Origin of the sequence: Enterobacter wuhouensis (assembly GCF_004331265.1) — a bacterium.
Taxonomy (GTDB): domain Bacteria; phylum Pseudomonadota; class Gammaproteobacteria; order Enterobacterales; family Enterobacteriaceae; genus Enterobacter; species Enterobacter wuhouensis.
Window position 1 is genome coordinate 168,104 of record NZ_SJOO01000001.1, and the last position, 19,061, is coordinate 187,164.

Below are 19,061 nucleotides of genomic sequence, written 5' to 3' on the forward strand. Positions count from 1 at the left end.
ACTCCCTGTTATTTGGCAGATGGCACCTCTCTATGATAGGGGGTGAAATCAGAAAAGAGAAGATTGTTGTGGGATGGATGGGGCGCTGCCCACCGACGGAACCGCAGCCTGCAAGGCATGCCAAAGAGCATCGACCAGTTCAGGCGCGTGCGCGATGTCTGGGGTGTGTAAAAAGAGATACGGCGTGGTGGTTTTCTCCCATTTCGGCAACGTTTGCAGCCAGACGGCGAACATATCCTGATTTTGCTGCATATTGTCGCTGCCGATAAACCTGATCATGGGGTTTTTCGCCGTCACGATGGCGTGTACGGGCACTTTTGGCTTTTTGCGCTGCGCCTCAACGATGGCTTCACTGTGCGGAATGGCGCCGTGCACCGGACGGCTGTCGAGGATGACGCGGTTAACGGAACGTTCGAGCAGGCCGCGGTTGAGTGCTATCTCGGCCTCGCGTTTGGCAAAGAAGTCCTGATGCCGGACTTCAACGCCGTAGGTAAATTCCCGGGGCAGGGCATCCAGAAACTGCCACAGCGCGGGCAAGTCGCGCGGGCCAAAGGTCGCGGGAAGCTGTAGCCAGTATTGGCCGATGCGGTTCGCCAGCGGGGACATCCGCGTGAAAAATTCTTCGGTTAAATCATTACAGTTGCGCAGCGCGGCGTTGTGGGAGATGGTCGCCGGAAACTTAAAGCAGAAACGAAAGTCGTCGCTGGTTTGCTCCCGCCAGCGCTCGACGATTTCTGCCCGGGGAAGGGCATACAGCGTGGTATTACCCTCGACGCAGTTAAAGTGTCGGGCATACTCTTCAAGGCTGGTGATGCCAAGGCGCACCCATTTCGGGTGCGACCACTGGGGCAGGCCCACGTATATCATAAGGCGTTTAAAATCTCGTCGGTGCTGCGGACGCGACCTATGCGCGGGAAGATATGGGTCATGCTGCCCTGATGCTGATCCGCAGAGGCTGCGCTGCAGGCATCTTCGGCAATCACCAGGTTAAAGCCCAGTTCCCAGGCGTTGCGGGCAGTGGATTCCACGCCGATGTTGGTGGAGATCCCGCAGAGGATAATGGTGTCGATGCCGCGACGGCGCAGCTGCAGCTCCAGATCGGTGCCGTAAAATGCGCCCCACTGGCGTTTGGTCACTTCGATATCGCTGTCGCGTTTGCCGAGCGATACCGGGTACGTCCACCAGTTTTCCGGCAGGGCATGCGCCCCGGCCTGAGCATCGACCGGCTGTTTTAACGCTTCGGCAAAATCAGCGGACCAGCCGACGCGTACCATGACCACGGGCGCACCGCTGGCACGGCATTTTTCCGCCAGACGGGCAGCGCGGCTGACCACATCATCAGCGGCGTGTGGGCCACCGGCAAAAGGCAGGATACCTTCCTGTAGGTCAATGACCACAAGTGCGGTTTTGGTGGCATCGAGTGTAAACATAGTAACTCCAGTTAAATGAATCGCTTCGGCTACACCTTACGACGTTATGGCCTGTTATCGGTCGGATAATTTTGTTAATTTTTGTGAGAATGCGCAATAAGAGCGCAGCAAACGACCGTCAGGCCGCGCTTCTCTCTTATCGTCCGGCGGAATTTCCAGTATAATAGCCGCCTTTTTTCATCCAGTTGTGACATACAGAAAGCTGCGACATAGTAGCCTGCACATCAGGCAACGTTTAGCCTGCGGCTAATTAAGGGATATCTCATGCGTACAGAATATTGCGGGCAGCTGCGTCAGTCCCACGTCGGGCAGCAGGTTACCCTGTGTGGTTGGGTCAACCGTCGTCGTGATCTTGGTAGCCTTATCTTCATCGATATGCGCGACCGCGAAGGTATCGTTCAGGTGTTCTTCGATCCGGATCGCGCAGAGGCGTTGAAGCTGGCTTCTGAACTGCGTAATGAGTTCTGCATTCAGGTCACCGGCACCGTGCGCGCCCGTGACGAGAAAAACGTAAACGCAGACATGGCGACCGGTGCGATTGAAGTCCTGGCGTCTGACCTCGTTATCATTAACCGTGCCGAAGCGCTGCCGCTGGACTCCAACCACGTCAACACCGAAGAAGCGCGTCTGAAATACCGCTACCTGGATCTGCGTCGCCCGGAGATGGCTCAGCGCCTGAAAACCCGCGCGAAGATTACCAGCCTGGTGCGTCGCTTTATGGATGACCACGGTTTCCTCGATATCGAAACCCCGATGCTGACCAAGGCCACGCCGGAAGGCGCGCGCGATTACCTGGTGCCGTCCCGCGTGCATAAAGGCAAATTCTACGCGCTGCCGCAGTCTCCGCAGCTGTTCAAGCAGCTGCTGATGATGTCCGGCTTCGACCGCTACTACCAGATCGTAAAATGCTTCCGTGACGAAGACCTGCGCGCTGACCGTCAGCCAGAATTCACCCAGATCGACGTAGAAACCTCCTTCATGACCGCCGAGCAGGTGCGTGAAGTGATGGAAGCCCTGGTGCGCGGCCTGTGGAACGACGTGAAAAGCGTTGAGTTGGGTGACTTCCCCATCATGACCTTCGCCGAGGCCGAGCGCCGCTACGGCTCTGACAAACCGGACCTGCGTAACCCGATGGAGCTGGTGGACGTGGCTGACCTGGTGAAATCCGTCGAGTTCGCGGTATTTGCCGGTCCGGCTAACGATGCCAAAGGTCGCGTCGCGGCGCTGCGCGTTCCGGGCGGTGCTGCCCTGAGCCGTAAGCAGATCGACGACTACGGTAACTTCATTAAAATCTACGGCGCGAAAGGGCTGGCCTATATTAAGGTAACCGAACGTGCGAAAGGTCTGGAAGGGATCACCAGCCCGGTGGCGAAATTCCTGAACGCAGACATCGTGGAAGCGATCCTCGAGCGCACTGGCGCGCAGGACGGCGACATGATCTTCTTCGGCGCGGACAACAAGAAAGTGGTCGCGGATGCCATGGGCGCGCTGCGTCTGAAGCTCGGCAAAGACCTGAACCTCACCGACGAAAACAAATGGGCGCCGCTGTGGGTTATCGACTTCCCTATGTTTGAAGACGACGGTGAAGGCGGCCTGACCGCAATGCACCACCCGTTCACCTCGCCAAAAGACATGAGCGCGGCGGAGCTGAAGGCGGCACCGGAAGACGCGGTCGCCAACGCTTACGATATGGTCATCAACGGCTATGAAGTGGGCGGCGGTTCCGTGCGTATTCACAGCGGCGAAATGCAGCAGACCGTGTTTGGTATTCTCGGCATTAACGAGCAGGAGCAGCGTGAGAAATTCGGCTTCCTGCTGGACGCGCTGAAATACGGTACGCCGCCGCATGCGGGTCTGGCATTCGGTCTTGACCGTCTGACCATGCTGCTGACCGGCACCGACAACATTCGTGATGTTATCGCCTTCCCGAAAACCACGGCAGCGGCGTGTCTGATGACCGAAGCGCCAAGCTTTGCCAACCCGGCCTCTCTGGCCGAGCTGGGCATTGAAGTGGTGAAGAAGGAAGAGAAAAACTGATATGGCATATAAGCGTCCCGTTTCTGTCTTAGTTGTAATTTACGCCCAGGACACGAAGCGGGTGCTGATGTTGCAGCGGCGCGACGATCCTGATTTCTGGCAGTCGGTTACCGGCAGCCTGGAAGAGGGGGAGACCGCGCCGCAGGCCGCCGCGCGTGAAGTAAAGGAAGAGGTCACCATTGACGTTGCCTGCGAGCAACTGACCCTGAAGGACTGTCAGCGCACGGTGGAGTTTGAAATTTTTAGCCATTTACGTCATCGCTATGCGCCGGGTATCGAACGCAATACGGAATCCTGGTTCTGTCTCGCGCTCCCCCACGAGCGGGAAATCGTGTTCACTGAACACCTGACCTACCGCTGGGTAGACGCGGCGGATGCTGCCTCGCTGACCAAGTCGTGGAGCAACCGGCAGGCGATTGAAGAATTTGTAATTAACGCTGCCTGAAAAGGCGCGCTCTTTGAGGATATTTTTATGGCAGGTCATAGTAAGTGGGCCAACACTAAACACCGCAAAGCGGCACAGGATGCCAAGCGCGGTAAAATCTTTACCAAAATCATTCGCGAGCTGGTAACGGCTGCGCGTCTGGGCGGCGGCGATGCGGGATCTAACCCACGTCTGCGCGCGGCTATCGATAAAGCACTGTCTAACAACATGACGCGTGACACCCTGAACCGTGCAATTGCGCGCGGCGTGGGCGGTGATGAAGACGCGAACATGGAAACCATCATTTATGAAGGTTACGGTCCTGGCGGTACAGCGGTCATGGTTGAATGTCTGTCTGACAACCGTAACCGTACCGTAGCGGAAGTGCGCCACGCGTTCACCAAAACCGGTGGCAACCTGGGCACCGACGGTTCCGTGGCTTACCTGTTCAGCAAAAAAGGCGTTATCTCCTTCGAGAAAGGCGATGAAGATGTGATCATGGAAGCGGCGCTGGAAGCGGGTGCGGAAGACGTGGTGACCTTCGACGACGGCGCTATCGACGTCTACACCGCGTGGGAAGAGATGGGCGCCGTGCGCGACGCGCTGGAAGCGGCTGGCCTGAAAGCGGACAACGCTGAAGTCTCCATGATCCCGTCCACCAAAGCGGATATGGATGCAGAGACTGCGCCAAAACTGCTGCGTCTGATCGACATGCTCGAAGACTGCGACGACGTGCAGGAAGTGTATCACAACGGTGAAATCTCTGATGAGGTTGCAGCGACTCTCTAATGAGAGCGTATAAGTCCGTTACGGGAGACGCGTGATGTCGATTATTCTCGGGATTGACCCAGGCTCACGCGTCACCGGTTATGGCGTTATCCGTCAGGTCGGACGCCAGTTAACCTACCTGGGCAGCGGGTGTATTCGCACCAAAGTCGACGATCTGCCGTCGCGCCTCAAGCTCATCTATGCGGGCGTGTCGGAGATCATCACCCAGTTTCAGCCGGACTATTTCGCCATTGAGCAGGTCTTTATGGCGAAGAACGCCGATTCGGCGTTAAAGCTCGGTCAGGCGCGCGGCGTAGCGATTGTTGCCGCCGTGAACCAGGATTTGCCGGTATTCGAATACGCGGCACGCCAGGTAAAGCAGACGGTGGTGGGCATTGGGAGCGCGGAGAAAAGCCAGGTGCAGCACATGGTGCGTACCCTGCTGAAGCTTCCCGCGAACCCGCAGGCCGACGCCGCGGATGCGCTGGCGATTGCGATTACCCACTGCCACGTCAGCCAGAACGCGATGCAAATGAGCGAGTCGCGGCTTAATCTGGCACGAGGCAGGTTACGATAATAAGAAATCAGGCTGGATAAACATCCAGCCTTTTTTTATTATGTTGCCAGTCAACAAACTTTCAGAACGCAGGAGCGTCACGTGATAGGCAGACTCAGAGGCATCATCATTGAAAAACAACCCCCGTTAGTGCTGCTGGAAGTGGGTGGCGTGGGCTATGAAGTCCATATGCCGATGACCTGCTTCTACGAGCTGCCGGACGCGGGCAAAGAGGCGATTGTCTTTACCCAGTTTGTCGTGCGTGAAGATGCCCAACTGCTGTACGGCTTCAACAACAAGCAGGAACGCACCCTGTTCCGCGAGCTGATTAAAACCAACGGCGTCGGGCCGAAGCTGGCGCTGGCGATTTTGTCCGGCATGTCTGCGCCACAGTTCGTGAATGCCGTTGAGCGCGAAGATCCCGCGGCGCTGATTAAGCTCCCGGGCATCGGTAAGAAAACCGCTGAACGTCTGATCGTCGAAATGAAGGACCGCTTTAAGGGCTTGCACGGCGATCTGTTCACGCCGGCTGCCGATTTGGTACTGACCTCGCCAGGCGGCCCTGCAACGGATGATGACGCCGAGCAGGAAGCGGTTGCCGCGCTGGTGGCGCTGGGCTATAAACCTCAGGAGGCCAGCCGTATGGTGAGCAAAATTGCCAAACCGGACGCCAGCAGTGAAACCCTGATTCGTGAAGCGCTGCGCGCTGCATTGTGAGGTAAAGGATGATTGAAGCAGACCGCCTGGTATCGGCAGGCACCCTTCAGGCAGAAGACGTGGTGGATCGTGCGATCCGCCCGAAGCTGCTTGATGAGTATATTGGCCAGCCGCAGGTCCGTTCCCAGATGGAAATCTTCATCCAGGCGGCCAAGCTGCGCGGCGATGCGCTCGATCACCTGCTGATTTTCGGCCCGCCGGGGTTAGGCAAAACCACGCTGGCGAATATCGTCGCCAATGAAATGGGCGTGAACCTGCGCACCACCTCCGGTCCGGTGCTGGAGAAAGCGGGGGACCTGGCGGCGATGCTGACCAACCTTGAGCCTCACGACGTGCTGTTTATCGATGAGATCCACCGCCTGTCGCCGGTAGTGGAAGAAGTGCTTTATCCGGCAATGGAGGATTACCAGCTGGATATCATGATCGGTGAAGGCCCGGCGGCGCGCTCCATCAAAATCGACCTGCCGCCGTTCACCCTGATTGGCGCCACGACGCGCGCCGGGTCGTTAACCTCTCCGCTGCGCGACCGCTTCGGCATCGTTCAGCGCCTGGAGTTTTACCAGGTGCCCGACCTTCAGCATATCGTTGGCCGCAGTGCTCGCTATATGGGTCTGGAGATGAGCGAAGAGGGCGCGTTTGAAGTGGCGAAGCGTTCCCGCGGAACGCCGCGTATTGCCAACCGCCTGCTGCGCCGCGTGCGTGACTTTGCCGAAGTGAAGCATGACGGCACGATTTCCGCTGAGATCGCAGCCCAGGCGCTGGATATGCTGAACGTGGATGCGGAAGGCTTCGACTATATGGATCGCAAGCTGCTGCTGGCCGTGCTGGATAAGTTCTTCGGCGGCCCGGTCGGGCTGGATAACCTGGCGGCGGCTATCGGTGAAGAGCGAGAGACGATTGAGGACGTGCTGGAGCCGTATCTGATCCAGCAGGGCTTCCTGCAGCGTACCCCGCGCGGGCGCATGGCAACGGTGCGGGCGTGGAATCATTTCGGCATAACTCCGCCCGCAATGCCATAAAAAATGCCGGGTGGCGGCTACGCCTTACCCGGCCTACAATTTGGCCTTTGTAGCCCCGGTAAGCGAAGCGCCACCGGGGACATACCCGCTACTGTGCGGTCTTCTTCATCATACTGAAGATAAACAGCGCCGCCGCACACAGCACCACCGACGGACCCGCAGGCGTGTCGTAAAACGCCGAGAAGGTTAACCCACCCGTTACCGCAATCATTCCGATAATTACCGCCACACCCGCCATCTGCTCCGGCGTCCGTGCAAAGCGACGGGCCGTGGCCGCAGGTATAATCAGCAGTGAGGTGATGATCAGCGCCCCGACAAACTTCATCGCTACGCCGATGGTTAACGCCGTCACCAGCATCAACAGCAGCTTCACGCGCTGGAGCTTCACGCCGTCGACAAAGGCCAGATCGGGGCTGACGGTCATCGCCAGCAGGTTACGCCACTGCCAGAGCAGAATGCCAAGCACCACCGCCACGCCAATGGCGATCGAGATCAGATCTTCCGGCGTAACGGCAAGCAAATCGCCAAACAGGTAGGCCATCAGGTCAACGCGGATGTTGGACATCAGGCTCACCACCACCAGACCCAGCGACAGGGCGCTGTGCGCCATAATGCCAAGCAGCGTGTCTATCGCGAGGTGAGGGCGTTTTTCCAGCCAGACCAGCCCCCCGGCCAGCAGCAGCGTGACCACGATAACGGCATAGAACGGGTTGACGTTCAGCAGCAGGCCAAAGGCCACGCCGAGCAGAGACGCGTGCGCAAGGGTATCGCCGAAATAGGACATTCTGCGCCAGACCACAAACGAGCCAAGCGGGCCCGCGGCGCAGGCAAGCATAATCCCGGCCAGCCAGCCGGGCAGTAACAGTTCAATCATGAGCGTCCATTTCCCCGGCGCAGGACAATTCGTCCCTGTAAATCGTGGCGGTGATTGTGATTATGGCGATAGATGCCAAGCTGCTCGGCGCCGCGATGCCCAAACATAGAGATAAACTCCGGATGCATCGAAACGACTTCGGGCGTACCCGAACAGCAGATGTGATGGTTAAGGCACAGTACTTCGTCGGTTTTCGCCATCACCAGATGCAGATCGTGGGAAACCATCAGCACCGCGCAGTTAAGCTCGCAGCGCAGCTGGTCAATCAGGTCATAAAGCGCGACCTGGCCGTTAACGTCAACGCCCTGCGTAGGTTCGTCAAGGACCAGCAGCTGAGGGCTGCTTAGCAGCGCTCGCGCGAGCAGCACGCGCTGCGTTTCACCGCCGGAGAGCTTCTGTAAGGGAGCGTCCATCAGATGACCCGCCTGCACGCGCTTAAGGGCAGGGAGAATGTCTGCTTTGCGCGTGCCGGGGCGCAGGCGCAGAAAGCGGCTGACCGTCAGCGGCAGGGTGGCATCCAGATGGAGTTTTTGCGGCACATAGCCGATTCGCAGTTTTTCTTCGCGTTTGATCACACCTTCATCAGGTGCTACCAAACCCAGAACCACGCACACCAGCGTGGATTTACCCGCGCCGTTCGGCCCGAGCAGCGTCAGAATTTTGCCGGGTTTCAGATCCAGCGAGACGTCAGAGAGGACGCGGCGCTGGCCGAATGACACCGAAATATTTTCAAGAGTAACCAAAGTCGTCATGTCAATTTAAGCTTGCAGAAGTCAACGAATGTTATAATATCACATTCACCGAACTTATTACGATGATTAGTCGCATTATGTTACATAAAAATACGCTTCTTTTCGCAGCATTATCCGCTGCCCTTTGGGGTACAACAGCACAAGATGTTAACGCCGCTGTTGTCGCTTCGCTTAAACCGCTTGGATTCATTGCATCCGCCATTGCAGATGGGGTGACGGAGACGCAGGTTCTGCTGCCGGATGGCGCTTCTGAACACGATTATTCTCTGCGTCCGTCCGACGTAAAACGCTTACAAAACGCGGACTTAGTTGTCTGGATTGGTCCAGAGATGGAAGCGTTCATGCAAAAATCGGCGAAACAGGTGCCCGATAAAAAACAGGTCACGATCGCCGAGCTTTCGGGCGTGAAGCCCTTGCTCATGAAAGGGACTGACGACGACGGTGATGAGCATGACCACGACCACGCTCATGCCGAAAAAGGTGACGACGATCACCATCACAGCGAGTACAACATGCATCTCTGGCTTTCCCCAGAGATAGCAAGGCTTTCGGCGGTTGCAATCCATGACAAATTAGTGGAACTTATGCCGCAAAGTCGAGCCAAACTTGACGCCAACCTGAAAGATTTTGAGGCACAATTAGCCGCAACCGATAAGCAGGTGGGTAACGAGCTCGCGCCGCTGAAAGGAAAAGGGTATTTCGTTTTTCATGACGCCTACGGCTATTACGAAAAACACTACGGCCTGACCCCGCTGGGGCATTTTACCGTCAACCCTGAAATACAGCCTGGTGCGCAGCGTTTACATGAGATCAGAACACAGTTGGTTGAGCAAAAAGCAACGTGCGTTTTTGCTGAGCCACAGTTCAGGCCAGCGGTCGTAGAAGCCGTGGCCAGGGGAACTTCCGTGCGCATGGGAACCCTTGACCCGCTAGGTACGAACATCCAGTTGAGCAAAGCGAGCTATTCGCAGTTCCTCAGCCAACTGGCGAACCAGTATGCGAGCTGCCTGAAAGGAGATTAACGAGGAAGTGAATACGTGCAACAGATAGCCCGCTCTGTCGCCCTGGCGTTTAATAATCTGCCTCGACCCCACCGCGTCATGCTGGGGTCGCTTACAGTTCTCACCCTAGCGGTCGCCGTCTGGCGGCCCTATGTTTACCACCCGAGTTCTGCCCCCATCATCAAAACCATCGAGCTTGAGAAGAGCGAAATCCGCTCTTTGCTGCCGGAGGCCAGCGAGCCTATCGATCAGGCCGCGCAGGAAGATGAAGCGATCCCGCAGGATGAGCTGGATGACAAGATCCAGAACGAAGCGGGTATTCATGAGTATGTTGTTTCCACTGGCGATACGCTGAGCAGCGTCCTTAACCAGTACGGCATCGACATGAGCAATATCAGCCAGCTTGCAGCCTCCGACAAAGAGCTGCGTAACCTGAAAATTGGTCAGCAGCTCTCCTGGACCCTAACCGCAGACGGCGACTTACAGCGCCTGACGTGGGAGATGTCGCGCCGCGAAACCCGCACCTACGATCGCACTGCAAACGGTTTCAAAATGACCAGCGAAATGCAGCAGGGCGACTGGGTTAACAGCGTAATGAAAGGCACCGTTGGCGCGAGCTTCGTTTCCAGCGCGCGTGATGCGGGCCTGACCAGCGCTGAGATCAGTTCGGTGATTAAAGCCATGCAGTGGCAGATGGACTTCCGCAAGCTCAAAAAAGGCGATGAGTTCTCCGTACTGATGTCCCGTGAAATGCTGGACGGCAAGCGTGAGCAGAGCCAGCTGGTCGGCGTTCGTCTGCGTTCCGATGGCAAAGACTACTATGCCATTCGCGCGGAGGACGGCAAATTCTACGACCGCAGCGGTACGGGGCTTGCGAAGGGCTTCCTGCGCTTCCCGACGGCAAAACAGTTCCGCGTCTCGTCCAACTTTAACCCGCGTCGACTGAACCCGGTCACCGGCCGCGTTGCGCCGCACCGTGGCGTTGACTTCGCGATGCCGCAGGGTACGCCCGTGCTCTCCGTTGGCGATGGCGAAGTGGTAATGGCAAAACGCAGCGGGGCGGCGGGATACTACGTGGCCATTCGTCACGGTCGTACGTATACCACCCGTTACATGCACCTGCGTAAGCTGCTGGTTAAGCCGGGTCAGAAAGTGAAGCGCGGTGACCGCATTGCGCTTTCCGGTAATACCGGACGTTCTACCGGCCCGCACCTGCACTATGAAGTGTGGATCAACCAGCAGGCGGTAAACCCGCTGACGGCGAAGCTGCCGCGTACCGAAGGGCTGACGGGTAAAGATCGTACTGATTACCTGGCGCAGGTCAAAGAGGTGATGCCGCAGCTGCGCTTCGACTAAGCCACTCATCTGTCGAATCGAAAGCCGGTGCCCGCGAGCGCCGGCTTTTTCTTTTGTGCCTGAGCGCCTGCCTCGCTACACTATCCGCATTATTCCTTTTTTCGCTTTCTCTTCCCTGGAATCAGCATGGAAACAAAAAAAAATAACATTGAGTACATTCCTGAGTTTGAGCCGTCGTTCCGTCATCCGCGCAGCTGGGGAGCCTGGCTTGGCGTGTACGCGTTTGCCGGTATTGCTATGCTTCCGGCATCCGTTCGCGACCCGATTCTGGGGACGGTAGGTCGTCTTGCCGGACGGATGGGCAAAAGCGCTCGCCGCCGGGCGCAGATTAACCTCTATTACTGTTTCCCTGAAAAAAGCGACGCCGAGCGTGAAGCGATTATTGACGCCATGTACACCACCGCGCCGCAGGCCATGGCGATGATGGCGGAGCTGGCGCTGAAAGGGCCTAAGAAGATCCTAAGCCGCGTTGACTGGAAAGGGCTGGACATCATTGAAGAGATGCGCCAAAACGATGAAAAAGTGATTTTCCTCGTGCCTCACGGCTGGGGCGTGGATATTCCGGCGATGCTGATGGCGTCGCAGGGGCAGAAAATGGCGGCCATGTTCCATAATCAGGGGAATAAAATCTTTGACTACGTCTGGAACACCGTGCGTCGCCGCTTTGGCGGTCGCCTGCACGCGCGTAACGATGGGATCAAGCCGTTTATTCAGTCCGTGCGTCAGGGATACTGGGGCTACTATCTCCCGGATCAGGATCACGGTCCCGAGCACAGCGAGTTCGTCGATTTCTTTGCTACCTACAAAGCCACACTCCCCGCGATCGGTCGCCTGATGAAGGTCTGTCGCGCCCGCGTTATCCCTCTGTTCCCGGTCTACGACGGTAAAACGCATCGTCTCAGCATCGAAGTACGTCCGCCTATGGACGACTTGCTCACTGCCGATGATTACACCATCGCGCGCCGCATGAACGAAGAGGTTGAACTGCTGGTGGGGCCGCATACCGAACAGTACACGTGGATACTGAAGCTGCTCAAAACGCGCAAGCCGGGTGAAAAAGAGCCGTACAAGCGCAAAGAGCTTTTCCCGAAGAAATGAAAAACACGCCCTCTCCCCGCAGGGGAGAGGGCGTCATGTCTTACTCTACGGTCAATACGCGGGTGGTATTGGTGGAGCCGATGGTACTCATCACGTCACCCTGCGTCACAATCACGATATCACCGGACACCAGGTAGCCTTTGTCGCGCAGCAGATTTACCGCATCGTGCGCGGCGGCAACGCCGTCGCTGGTGCTGTCGAAGTGAACCGGCGTCACGCCGCGGTACAGCGCCGTCAGGTTCAGCGTGCGCTCATGGCGGGACATCGCGAAGATTGGCAGGCCGGAGCTGATGCGTGAGGTCATCAGCGCGGTACGGCCGGATTCGGTCATGGTGATGATCGCGGTAACGCCTTTCAGGTGGTTCGCCGCGTACATGGCGGACATCGCAATCGCTTCTTCCACGTTGTCGAACTGAATGTCCAGGCGGTGCTTAGAGACGTTGATGCTGGGGATTTTTTCCGCACCCAGACACACGCGCGCCATTGCCGCGACGGTTTCAGCCGGATACTGGCCTGCGGCCGTTTCAGCCGACAGCATCACCGCATCGGTACCGTCCAGAACGGCGTTTGCCACGTCCATGACTTCCGCACGGGTTGGCATCGGGTTGGTAATCATCGACTCCATCATCTGGGTCGCGGTGATCACCGCGCGGTTGAGCTGGCGTGCGCGACGGATCAGCGCTTTCTGAATGCCGACCAGCTCAGGGTCGCCAATTTCAACGCCCAAATCACCACGGGCAACCATGACCACGTCAGACGCCAGAATCACGTCGTCCATGGCGTCCTGATCGCACACCGCTTCAGCACGTTCAACCTTGGCTACGATTTTTGCATCGCAGCCCGCATCGCGCGCCAGACGACGGGCGTAGTTCAGGTCTTCGCCGCAGCGCGGGAAGGAGACGGCAAGGTAATCCACGCCAATCTGCGCGGCGGTGACGATGTCCGCTTTGTCTTTCTCGGTCAGCGCTTCGGCAGAGAGGCCGCCGCCGAGCTTGTTGATGCCCTTGTTGTTAGAGAGAGGGCCGCCGACGGTGACTTCGGTGAATACCTTCATCCCCTGAACTTCCAGCACCTTGAGCTGCACACGACCGTCGTCGAGCAGCAGAATGTCGCCCGGCACCACGTCAGCAGGCAAGCCCTTATAGTCGATACCGACCTTTTCTTTATCGCCTTCGCCTTTGCTCAGGTTGGCATCAAGCAGGAACTTGTCGCCGATATTGAGGAAAACTTTACCTTCTTTGAAGGTTGAAACGCGAATTTTTGGACCCTGAAGGTCACCGAGGATTGCAACGTGGCGGCCGAGTTTAGCCGCGATCTCACGCACTTTGTCTGCGCGTAACTTATGGTCTTCTGGCGTACCGTGAGAGAAGTTCATGCGCACCACGTTGGCACCTGCGGCGATAATCTTTTCGAGATTATTATCGCGATCGGTAGCTGGGCCTAAGGTGGTTACGATCTTGGTTCTGCGAAGCCTTCTGGACATGTAATACTCCGTTGACTGAAACAACTTTGGTGTTGCGTGAACATAGAATCGGCCTTCATCTGCCGCAAGGCGACGGGGAGCGGGCCGAATGCCGTAAATCGTTACATCTTAGTTATTAGGGAACATCGCTCTTTATAAGCAATTCTTTATCAAAACGCGATTCCTTGAGCGCTTCCTTGACTCGCTTCAAGTTATCTCTGAATTTTGCGCCCCGGCGTAAGGTAAAACCGGTCGCCAGCACGTCAATGACCGTAAGCTGCGCCAGGCGAGACACCATCGGCATGTACATATCGGTATCTTCCGGCACGTCCAGGGTGATGGCGAGCGTCGCTTCGCGCGCCAGCGGCGTGCCCGCCGTCGTCAGGGCAATGACCATGGCATCGTTTTCACGCGCCAGCTGCGCCAGCTCAACCTGGCTCTTGGTTCGGCCCGTGTGGGAGATCAGAACCACCACATCGTCTTCGCTACAGTTCATACAGCTCATGCGTTGCAGGACGATGTCGTCAGAATAAATAACCGGCACGTTGAAGCGGAAAAATTTGTTCATCGCATCGTGCGCCACGGCAGCCGATGATCCAAGACCGAAGAACGCGATGCGTTTGGCCTGCGTCAGCAAATCAACCGCGCGGTTAACCGAACTCATGTCCAGGGACTGGCGTACGTGGTCGAGGGTCGCCATGGCCGACTCAAATATTTTCGCCGTGTATGCATCTACGCTGTCGTCTTCATCCACATTGCGATTAACATAGGGCGTGCCGTTTGCCAGACTTTGTGCCAGATGCAGTTTAAAATCAGGGAAGCCGCGCGTTTCCAGGCTGCGGCAGAATCGATTGACCGTCGGTTCGCTGACGCCTGATTCCTGCGCCAGAGCGGCGATGCTTGAATGAATCGCCTGAGCGGGAGAGGCGAGAATAACCTCGGCCACTTTTCGCTCGGATTTGCTAAGGTGTTCCAGTTGAAACTGGATTTTTTCCAGCATGTTCATTGTTAACAAGGCGCTCTTGGGGATGGAAACGATTTCATGTATAGATGAAATCCTGAGTCGTTTTAGCCGATATTACCCCTGTGTTTTCCTAAAGGGTAACAGTCGGCAAGAAATGTTGTTGTTTTTTTTCATTACTTGATCGATGTCGGGTTTTGTTATGCCCTTTTAGTTCAAAGAATCAACGCTTTTCACGTTATTGCTGCGCCGTATGGGGCTTACAGGCGAAAAATCGCGGTATCGCACGCGAGGTTAAGCGCTAATGGTTTCGGGAATGACGTAAAAGCAGTACAGTGCATTGTAATAAAATTACAACGATACCTGGCAGAAGCACCAGGTGATCCAACTGAGGAGAATGACATGGCGGTAACGCAAACAGCCCAGGCATGTGACCTGGTCATTTTCGGCGCGAAAGGCGACCTTGCACGCCGAAAATTGCTGCCTTCCCTGTATCAACTGGAGAAAGCGGGCCAGATTCATCCGGATACGCGTATCCTGGGCGTAGGGCGCGCCGACTGGGACAAGGACGCTTATACCAAAGTCGTGCGTGAAGCGCTCGAAACTTTCATGAAAGAGAAAATTGATGAAAGCCTGTGGGATACGCTGAGCGGGCGCCTCGACTTCTGCAACCTGGACGTGAACGACGTCAGTGCGTTTACCCGCCTGGGCGACATGCTCGATCAGAAAAACCGCGTCACCATTAACTATTTCGCCATGCCGCCAAGCACCTTCGGTGCCATCTGCAAAGGTTTGGGCGAAGCAAAACTGAACGCCAAGCCTGCTCGCGTCGTCATGGAAAAGCCGCTGGGCACCTCGCTGGCCACCTCCCGCGAGATTAATGACCAGGTTGGCGAATACTTCGAAGAGTGCCAGGTTTACCGTATCGACCACTATCTCGGTAAAGAAACGGTGCTGAACCTGCTGGCGCTGCGCTTTGCCAACTCCCTGTTCGTCAACAACTGGGATAATCGCACCATCGATCACGTGGAAATCACCGTGGCCGAAGAGGTGGGTATCGAAGGTCGCTGGGGTTACTTTGATCAGGCCGGCCAGATGCGCGATATGATCCAGAACCATCTGCTGCAAATTCTGTGCATGATCGCTATGTCTCCGCCGTCCGATCTCACCGCGGACAGCATCCGCGACGCGAAAGTGAAGGTGCTGAAGTCCCTGCGCCGCATCGACCGCTCCAACGTGCGTGAGAAGACCGTTCGCGGCCAGTATACCGCCGGGTTTGCGCAGGGTAAAAAAGTGCCTGGCTATCTGGAAGAAGAGGGCGCGAACAAGGCCAGCAACACCGAAACGTTCGTGGCGATCCGCGTGGATATCGACGACTGGCGCTGGGCGGGCGTGCCGTTCTACCTGCGCACCGGCAAACGTCTGCCGGCCAAATGCTCTGAAGTGGTTGTCTACTTCAAAAATCCTGAGCTGAACCTGTTCAAAGAGTCCTGGCAGGAGCTGCCGCAGAACAAGCTGACCATCCGTCTGCAGCCGGACGAAGGCGTGGATATCCAGATCCTCAACAAAGTGCCGGGCCTGGACCACAAGCACAACCTGCAGACCACCAAGCTGGACCTGAGCTACTCCGAAACCTTTAACCAGACGCACCTGGCCGATGCTTACGAGCGTCTGCTGCTGGAAACTATGCGCGGTATTCAGGCGCTGTTCGTGCGTCGCGATGAGGTGGAAGAGGCATGGAAGTGGGTCGACTCCATTACCGAAGCCTGGGCTGCCGATCAGGACGCGCCTAAACCGTATCAGGCGGGGACCTGGGGTCCTGTTGCCTCCGTGGCGATGATCACCCGCGATGGCCGCTCCTGGAACGAGTTCGAGTAACGTAACCCTCTAGCCCGAAGGTGTTATTTTACCGGTAACATGATCTAACACAGCTAGTGGCACAATTTTTAATCTTTTAAGCTCCGCGTGGATTCACCCGCGGAGCTTTTTTTATTACACTGCCGGAAGCGATTTTGCCCCTGAGCTCCGGACAGCAAGCGTTTCAGCGTTGTTAACAACCGCCAGCGACTTTGTAAACTCCCGAGCCCGGACAGATAAATTTGAGGAGCCTTTATGAATCCGACATTGTTACGCGTAACACAACGCATTATCGAACGCTCAAAAGAGACGCGTTCTGCCTACCTCGCCCGCATTGAGCAGGCAAAGAGCGAAACCGTACACCGCTCGCAGCTGGCCTGCGGTAACCTGGCCCACGGCTTCGCCGCCTGTCAGCCCGGTGATAAAGACGCGCTTAAGAGCATGCTGCGTAACAATATCGCCATCATTACCTCCTATAACGACATGCTCTCCGCGCACCAGCCGTATGAGGTCTATCCGAACATCATTCGTAAAGCACTGCACAGCGTAAACGCGGTGGGGCAGGTGGCGGGCGGCGTACCGGCCATGTGCGACGGCGTGACCCAGGGGCAGGACGGGATGGAGCTGTCGCTCCTGAGCCGCGAAGTGATCGCGATGTCCGCGGCGGTGGGTTTGTCTCACAATATGTTTGATGGCGCGCTCTATCTGGGCGTGTGCGACAAGATCGTCCCGGGCCTGGTGATGGCGGCGCTGTCATTCGGTCATCTGCCGGCGATTTTCGTCCCTTCCGGCCCGATGGCGAGCGGCCTGCCAAATAAAGAAAAAGTGCGTATCCGCCAGCTGTATGCCGAAGGCAAGGCCGATCGTCAGGCGCTGCTGGAAGCGGAAGCGGCCTCCTACCATGCGCCGGGCACCTGCACCTTCTACGGCACCGCCAACACCAACCAGATGGTGGTGGAGTTTATGGGGATGCAGCTTCCTGGCTCGTCCTTCATACAGCCGGATGCGCCGCTGCGCCAGGCGCTGACTGAAGCCGCTGCTCGTCAGGTGACGCGTCTGACCGGGAACGGCAACGAGTGGATGCCAATGGGCAGAATGGTTGACGAAAAAGTCGTCGTCAACGGCATTGTCGCCCTGCTGGCAACCGGGGGCTCAACTAACCACACCATGCACCTCGTGGCGATGGCGCGTGCGGCGGGCATCCTGATCAACTGGGATGATTTCTCTGATATCTCTGCCGTAGTGCCCCTGATGGCACGCCTGTACCCGAACGGTCCGGCAGACATCAACCACTTCCAGGCGGCCGGCGGCGTACCGGTATTGATGCGTGAACTGCTGAAAGGCGGCCTGCTGCATGAAGATGTCAACACGGTGGCGGGCTTTGGCCTGCAGCGCTATACCCTCGAACCGTGGCTGAACAACGGCGAGCTGGATTGGCGCGATGGCGCGAACGCATCGCTCGATGCGCAGGTCATTGCCACCATCGATAAACCGTTCTCTCACCACGGCGGCACGAAGGTGCTGAGCGGCAACCTCGGACGTGCGGTCATGAAAACCTCTGCCGTGCCGGAAGAGAACCAGATCATTGAAGCGCCTGCGGTAGTATTTGAAAGCCAGCATGACGTATTGCCGGCATTTGACGCGGGCCTGCTCGACAAAGATTGCGTGGTCGTCGTGCGCCATCAGGGGCCAAAAGCCAACGGGATGCCAGAATTACATAAACTTATGCCGCCACTTGGTGTATTATTGGACCGCCGTTTCAAAATTGCGCTGGTGACCGATGGACGCCTGTCAGGCGCATCAGGTAAAGTGCCTTCTGCTATCCACGTGACCCCGGAAGCCTACGACGGCGGTTTGCTGGCGAAAGTGCGCGATGGCGATATTATCCGCGTTAATGGCCAGACGGGTGAGTTAAGCCTGCTGGTCGATGAAGCAGAGCTGGCGGCACGTAAGCCCCATATTCCTGACCTGAGCGCGTCGCGCGTGGGTACCGGACGCGAAATGTTTGGTGCGCTGCGTGAGAAACTGTCCGGCGCGGAGCAGGGCGCAACCTGTATTACGTTTTAAGACGACTTGATTTTAACGATCTGGCGAGAGAAAACTCTGATGAAAAACTGGAAAACAAGTGCAGAAGCAATCCTGACCACTGGCCCTGTCGTGCCGGTTATCGTGGTCAATAAACTGGAGCACGCTGTCCCGATGGCGAAAGCGCTGGTTGCGGGCGGCGTACGCGTTCTGGAAGTGACCCTGCGTACCGCATGCGCGATGGACGCGATCCGCGCTATCGCAAAAGAGGTGCCGGACGCGATTATCGGTGCGGGTACCGTTCTGAATGCACAGCAGCTGGCTGACGTAACCGAAGCGGGCGCCCAGTTCGCTATCAGTCCTGGCCTGACCGAGCCGCTGCTGAAAGCGGCAACCGAAGGTTCTATTCCTCTGATCCCAGGTATCAGCACCGTGTCTGAACTGATGCTGGGCATGGACTACGGCCTGAAAGAGTTTAAATTCTTCCCTGCGGAAGCCAACGGCGGCACCAAGGCGCTGCAGGCGATTGCGGGTCCTTTCTCTCAGGTTCGCTTCTGCCCAACCGGCGGTATCTCTCCTGCCAACTACCGCGACTACCTGGCGCTGAAGAGCGTGCTGTGCATCGGCGGTTCCTGGCTGGTGCCGGCGGATGCGCTGGAAGCGGGCGACTGGGATCGCATCACCAAACTGGCTCGCGAAGCAGTTGAAGGTGCGAAGCAGTAAG

General features: G+C 57.2%; 18 protein-coding genes. 12 read left to right on the plus strand and 6 right to left on the minus strand.

The features are described 5' to 3' along the window. Positions 1-48: 48 nt before the first annotated feature. Both E0L20_RS00960 and E0L20_RS00965 read right to left on the minus strand, forming a co-directional pair. Positions 49-867, minus strand: a complete 819-nt coding sequence (locus E0L20_RS00960) for a DUF72 domain-containing protein (RefSeq protein ID WP_131632264.1) — start codon at positions 865-867, stop codon at positions 49-51. Continuing rightward, positions 864-1,430, minus strand: coding sequence for a hydrolase (locus tag E0L20_RS00965; RefSeq protein WP_131632265.1), 567 nt, complete (start codon positions 1,428-1,430; stop codon positions 864-866). The genes E0L20_RS00960 and E0L20_RS00965 overlap by 4 nt, the downstream gene beginning before the upstream one ends. Before the next feature lie 264 nt (positions 1,431-1,694). Here E0L20_RS00965 and aspS point away from each other — a divergent pair, with 264 nt between their 5' ends. The 6 genes from aspS to ruvB all read left to right on the plus strand — a co-directional run bounded on the left by aspS (position 1,695) and on the right by ruvB (position 6,951). Beyond that, positions 1,695-3,467: an aspartate--tRNA ligase gene (aspS, locus tag E0L20_RS00970; RefSeq protein WP_131632266.1), complete on the plus strand. Its 1,773-nt coding sequence runs from the start codon at positions 1,695-1,697 to the stop codon at positions 3,465-3,467. A 1-nt stretch (position 3,468) separates the two neighbouring features. Continuing rightward, a complete protein-coding gene (nudB, locus tag E0L20_RS00975) occupies positions 3,469-3,912 on the plus strand; it encodes a dihydroneopterin triphosphate diphosphatase (protein ID WP_131632267.1) in 444 nt (147 codons plus the stop codon). A gap of 27 nt (positions 3,913-3,939) precedes the next feature. After that, positions 3,940-4,680: a YebC/PmpR family DNA-binding transcriptional regulator gene (locus E0L20_RS00980; protein WP_040075122.1), complete on the plus strand. Its 741-nt coding sequence runs from the start codon at positions 3,940-3,942 to the stop codon at positions 4,678-4,680. 34 nt (positions 4,681-4,714) lie between these two features. Then, complete coding sequence (gene ruvC / locus E0L20_RS00985; protein ID WP_003859749.1) at positions 4,715-5,236, plus strand: crossover junction endodeoxyribonuclease RuvC; 522 nt, start codon at positions 4,715-4,717, stop codon at positions 5,234-5,236. Positions 5,237-5,317: 81 nt separating this feature from the next. Next, positions 5,318-5,932 carry a Holliday junction branch migration protein RuvA gene (ruvA, locus tag E0L20_RS00990; protein WP_023312236.1) on the plus strand — a complete coding sequence of 205 codons (615 nt, stop codon included), beginning with the start codon at positions 5,318-5,320 and terminating at the stop codon, positions 5,930-5,932. An 8-nt stretch (positions 5,933-5,940) separates the two neighbouring features. Further along, complete coding sequence (ruvB, locus tag E0L20_RS00995) at positions 5,941-6,951, plus strand: Holliday junction branch migration DNA helicase RuvB (RefSeq protein ID WP_131632268.1); 1,011 nt, start codon at positions 5,941-5,943, stop codon at positions 6,949-6,951. Between the two features lie 88 nt (positions 6,952-7,039). On the opposite strand, the gene znuB is transcribed toward ruvB, so the two are convergent. Both znuB and znuC read right to left on the minus strand, forming a co-directional pair. After that, complete coding sequence (znuB, locus tag E0L20_RS01000) at positions 7,040-7,825, minus strand: zinc ABC transporter permease subunit ZnuB (RefSeq protein WP_131632269.1); 786 nt, start codon at positions 7,823-7,825, stop codon at positions 7,040-7,042. Further along, positions 7,822-8,577: a zinc ABC transporter ATP-binding protein ZnuC gene (gene znuC, locus E0L20_RS01005; protein ID WP_131632270.1), complete on the minus strand. Its 756-nt coding sequence runs from the start codon at positions 8,575-8,577 to the stop codon at positions 7,822-7,824. The genes znuB and znuC overlap by 4 nt, the downstream gene beginning before the upstream one ends. A 77-nt stretch (positions 8,578-8,654) precedes the next feature. Between znuC and znuA the strand changes: the two genes are divergently transcribed. From znuA to lpxM, 3 genes are all read left to right on the plus strand, one after another. After that, positions 8,655-9,599, plus strand: coding sequence for a zinc ABC transporter substrate-binding protein ZnuA (gene znuA / locus E0L20_RS01010; RefSeq protein WP_131632797.1), 945 nt, complete (start codon positions 8,655-8,657; stop codon positions 9,597-9,599). Between the two features lie 15 nt (positions 9,600-9,614). Next, on the plus strand, positions 9,615-10,934 hold the full coding sequence (gene mepM, locus E0L20_RS01015) for a murein DD-endopeptidase MepM (RefSeq protein ID WP_131632271.1): 1,320 nt from the start codon (positions 9,615-9,617) through the stop codon (positions 10,932-10,934). Positions 10,935-11,060: 126 nt separating this feature from the next. After that, entirely contained in the window at positions 11,061-12,032 is a 972-nt protein-coding gene (gene lpxM, locus E0L20_RS01020) for a lauroyl-Kdo(2)-lipid IV(A) myristoyltransferase (protein ID WP_131632272.1), read from the plus strand. Positions 12,033-12,072: 40 nt separating this feature from the next. Here lpxM and pyk read toward each other — a convergent pair whose 3' ends face one another. Next, complete coding sequence (gene pyk / locus E0L20_RS01025; protein WP_131632273.1) at positions 12,073-13,515, minus strand: pyruvate kinase; 1,443 nt, start codon at positions 13,513-13,515, stop codon at positions 12,073-12,075. A gap of 115 nt (positions 13,516-13,630) precedes the next feature. Continuing rightward, positions 13,631-14,500: a MurR/RpiR family transcriptional regulator gene (locus E0L20_RS01030; RefSeq protein WP_119937233.1), complete on the minus strand. Its 870-nt coding sequence runs from the start codon at positions 14,498-14,500 to the stop codon at positions 13,631-13,633. 357 nt (positions 14,501-14,857) lie between these two features. Here E0L20_RS01030 and zwf point away from each other — a divergent pair, with 357 nt between their 5' ends. The 3 genes from zwf (at position 14,858) to kdgA (ending at position 19,060) form a co-directional block, all read left to right on the plus strand. After that, a complete protein-coding gene (zwf, locus tag E0L20_RS01035) occupies positions 14,858-16,333 on the plus strand; it encodes a glucose-6-phosphate dehydrogenase (RefSeq protein WP_131632274.1) in 1,476 nt (491 codons plus the stop codon). A gap of 234 nt (positions 16,334-16,567) precedes the next feature. After that, entirely contained in the window at positions 16,568-18,379 is a 1,812-nt protein-coding gene (edd, locus tag E0L20_RS01040) for a phosphogluconate dehydratase (protein ID WP_131632275.1), read from the plus strand. Between the two features lie 39 nt (positions 18,380-18,418). After that, positions 18,419-19,060, plus strand: a complete 642-nt coding sequence (gene kdgA / locus E0L20_RS01045; RefSeq protein WP_131632276.1) for a bifunctional 4-hydroxy-2-oxoglutarate aldolase/2-dehydro-3-deoxy-phosphogluconate aldolase — start codon at positions 18,419-18,421, stop codon at positions 19,058-19,060. The last annotated feature ends 1 nt before the right edge of the window (position 19,061 follow it).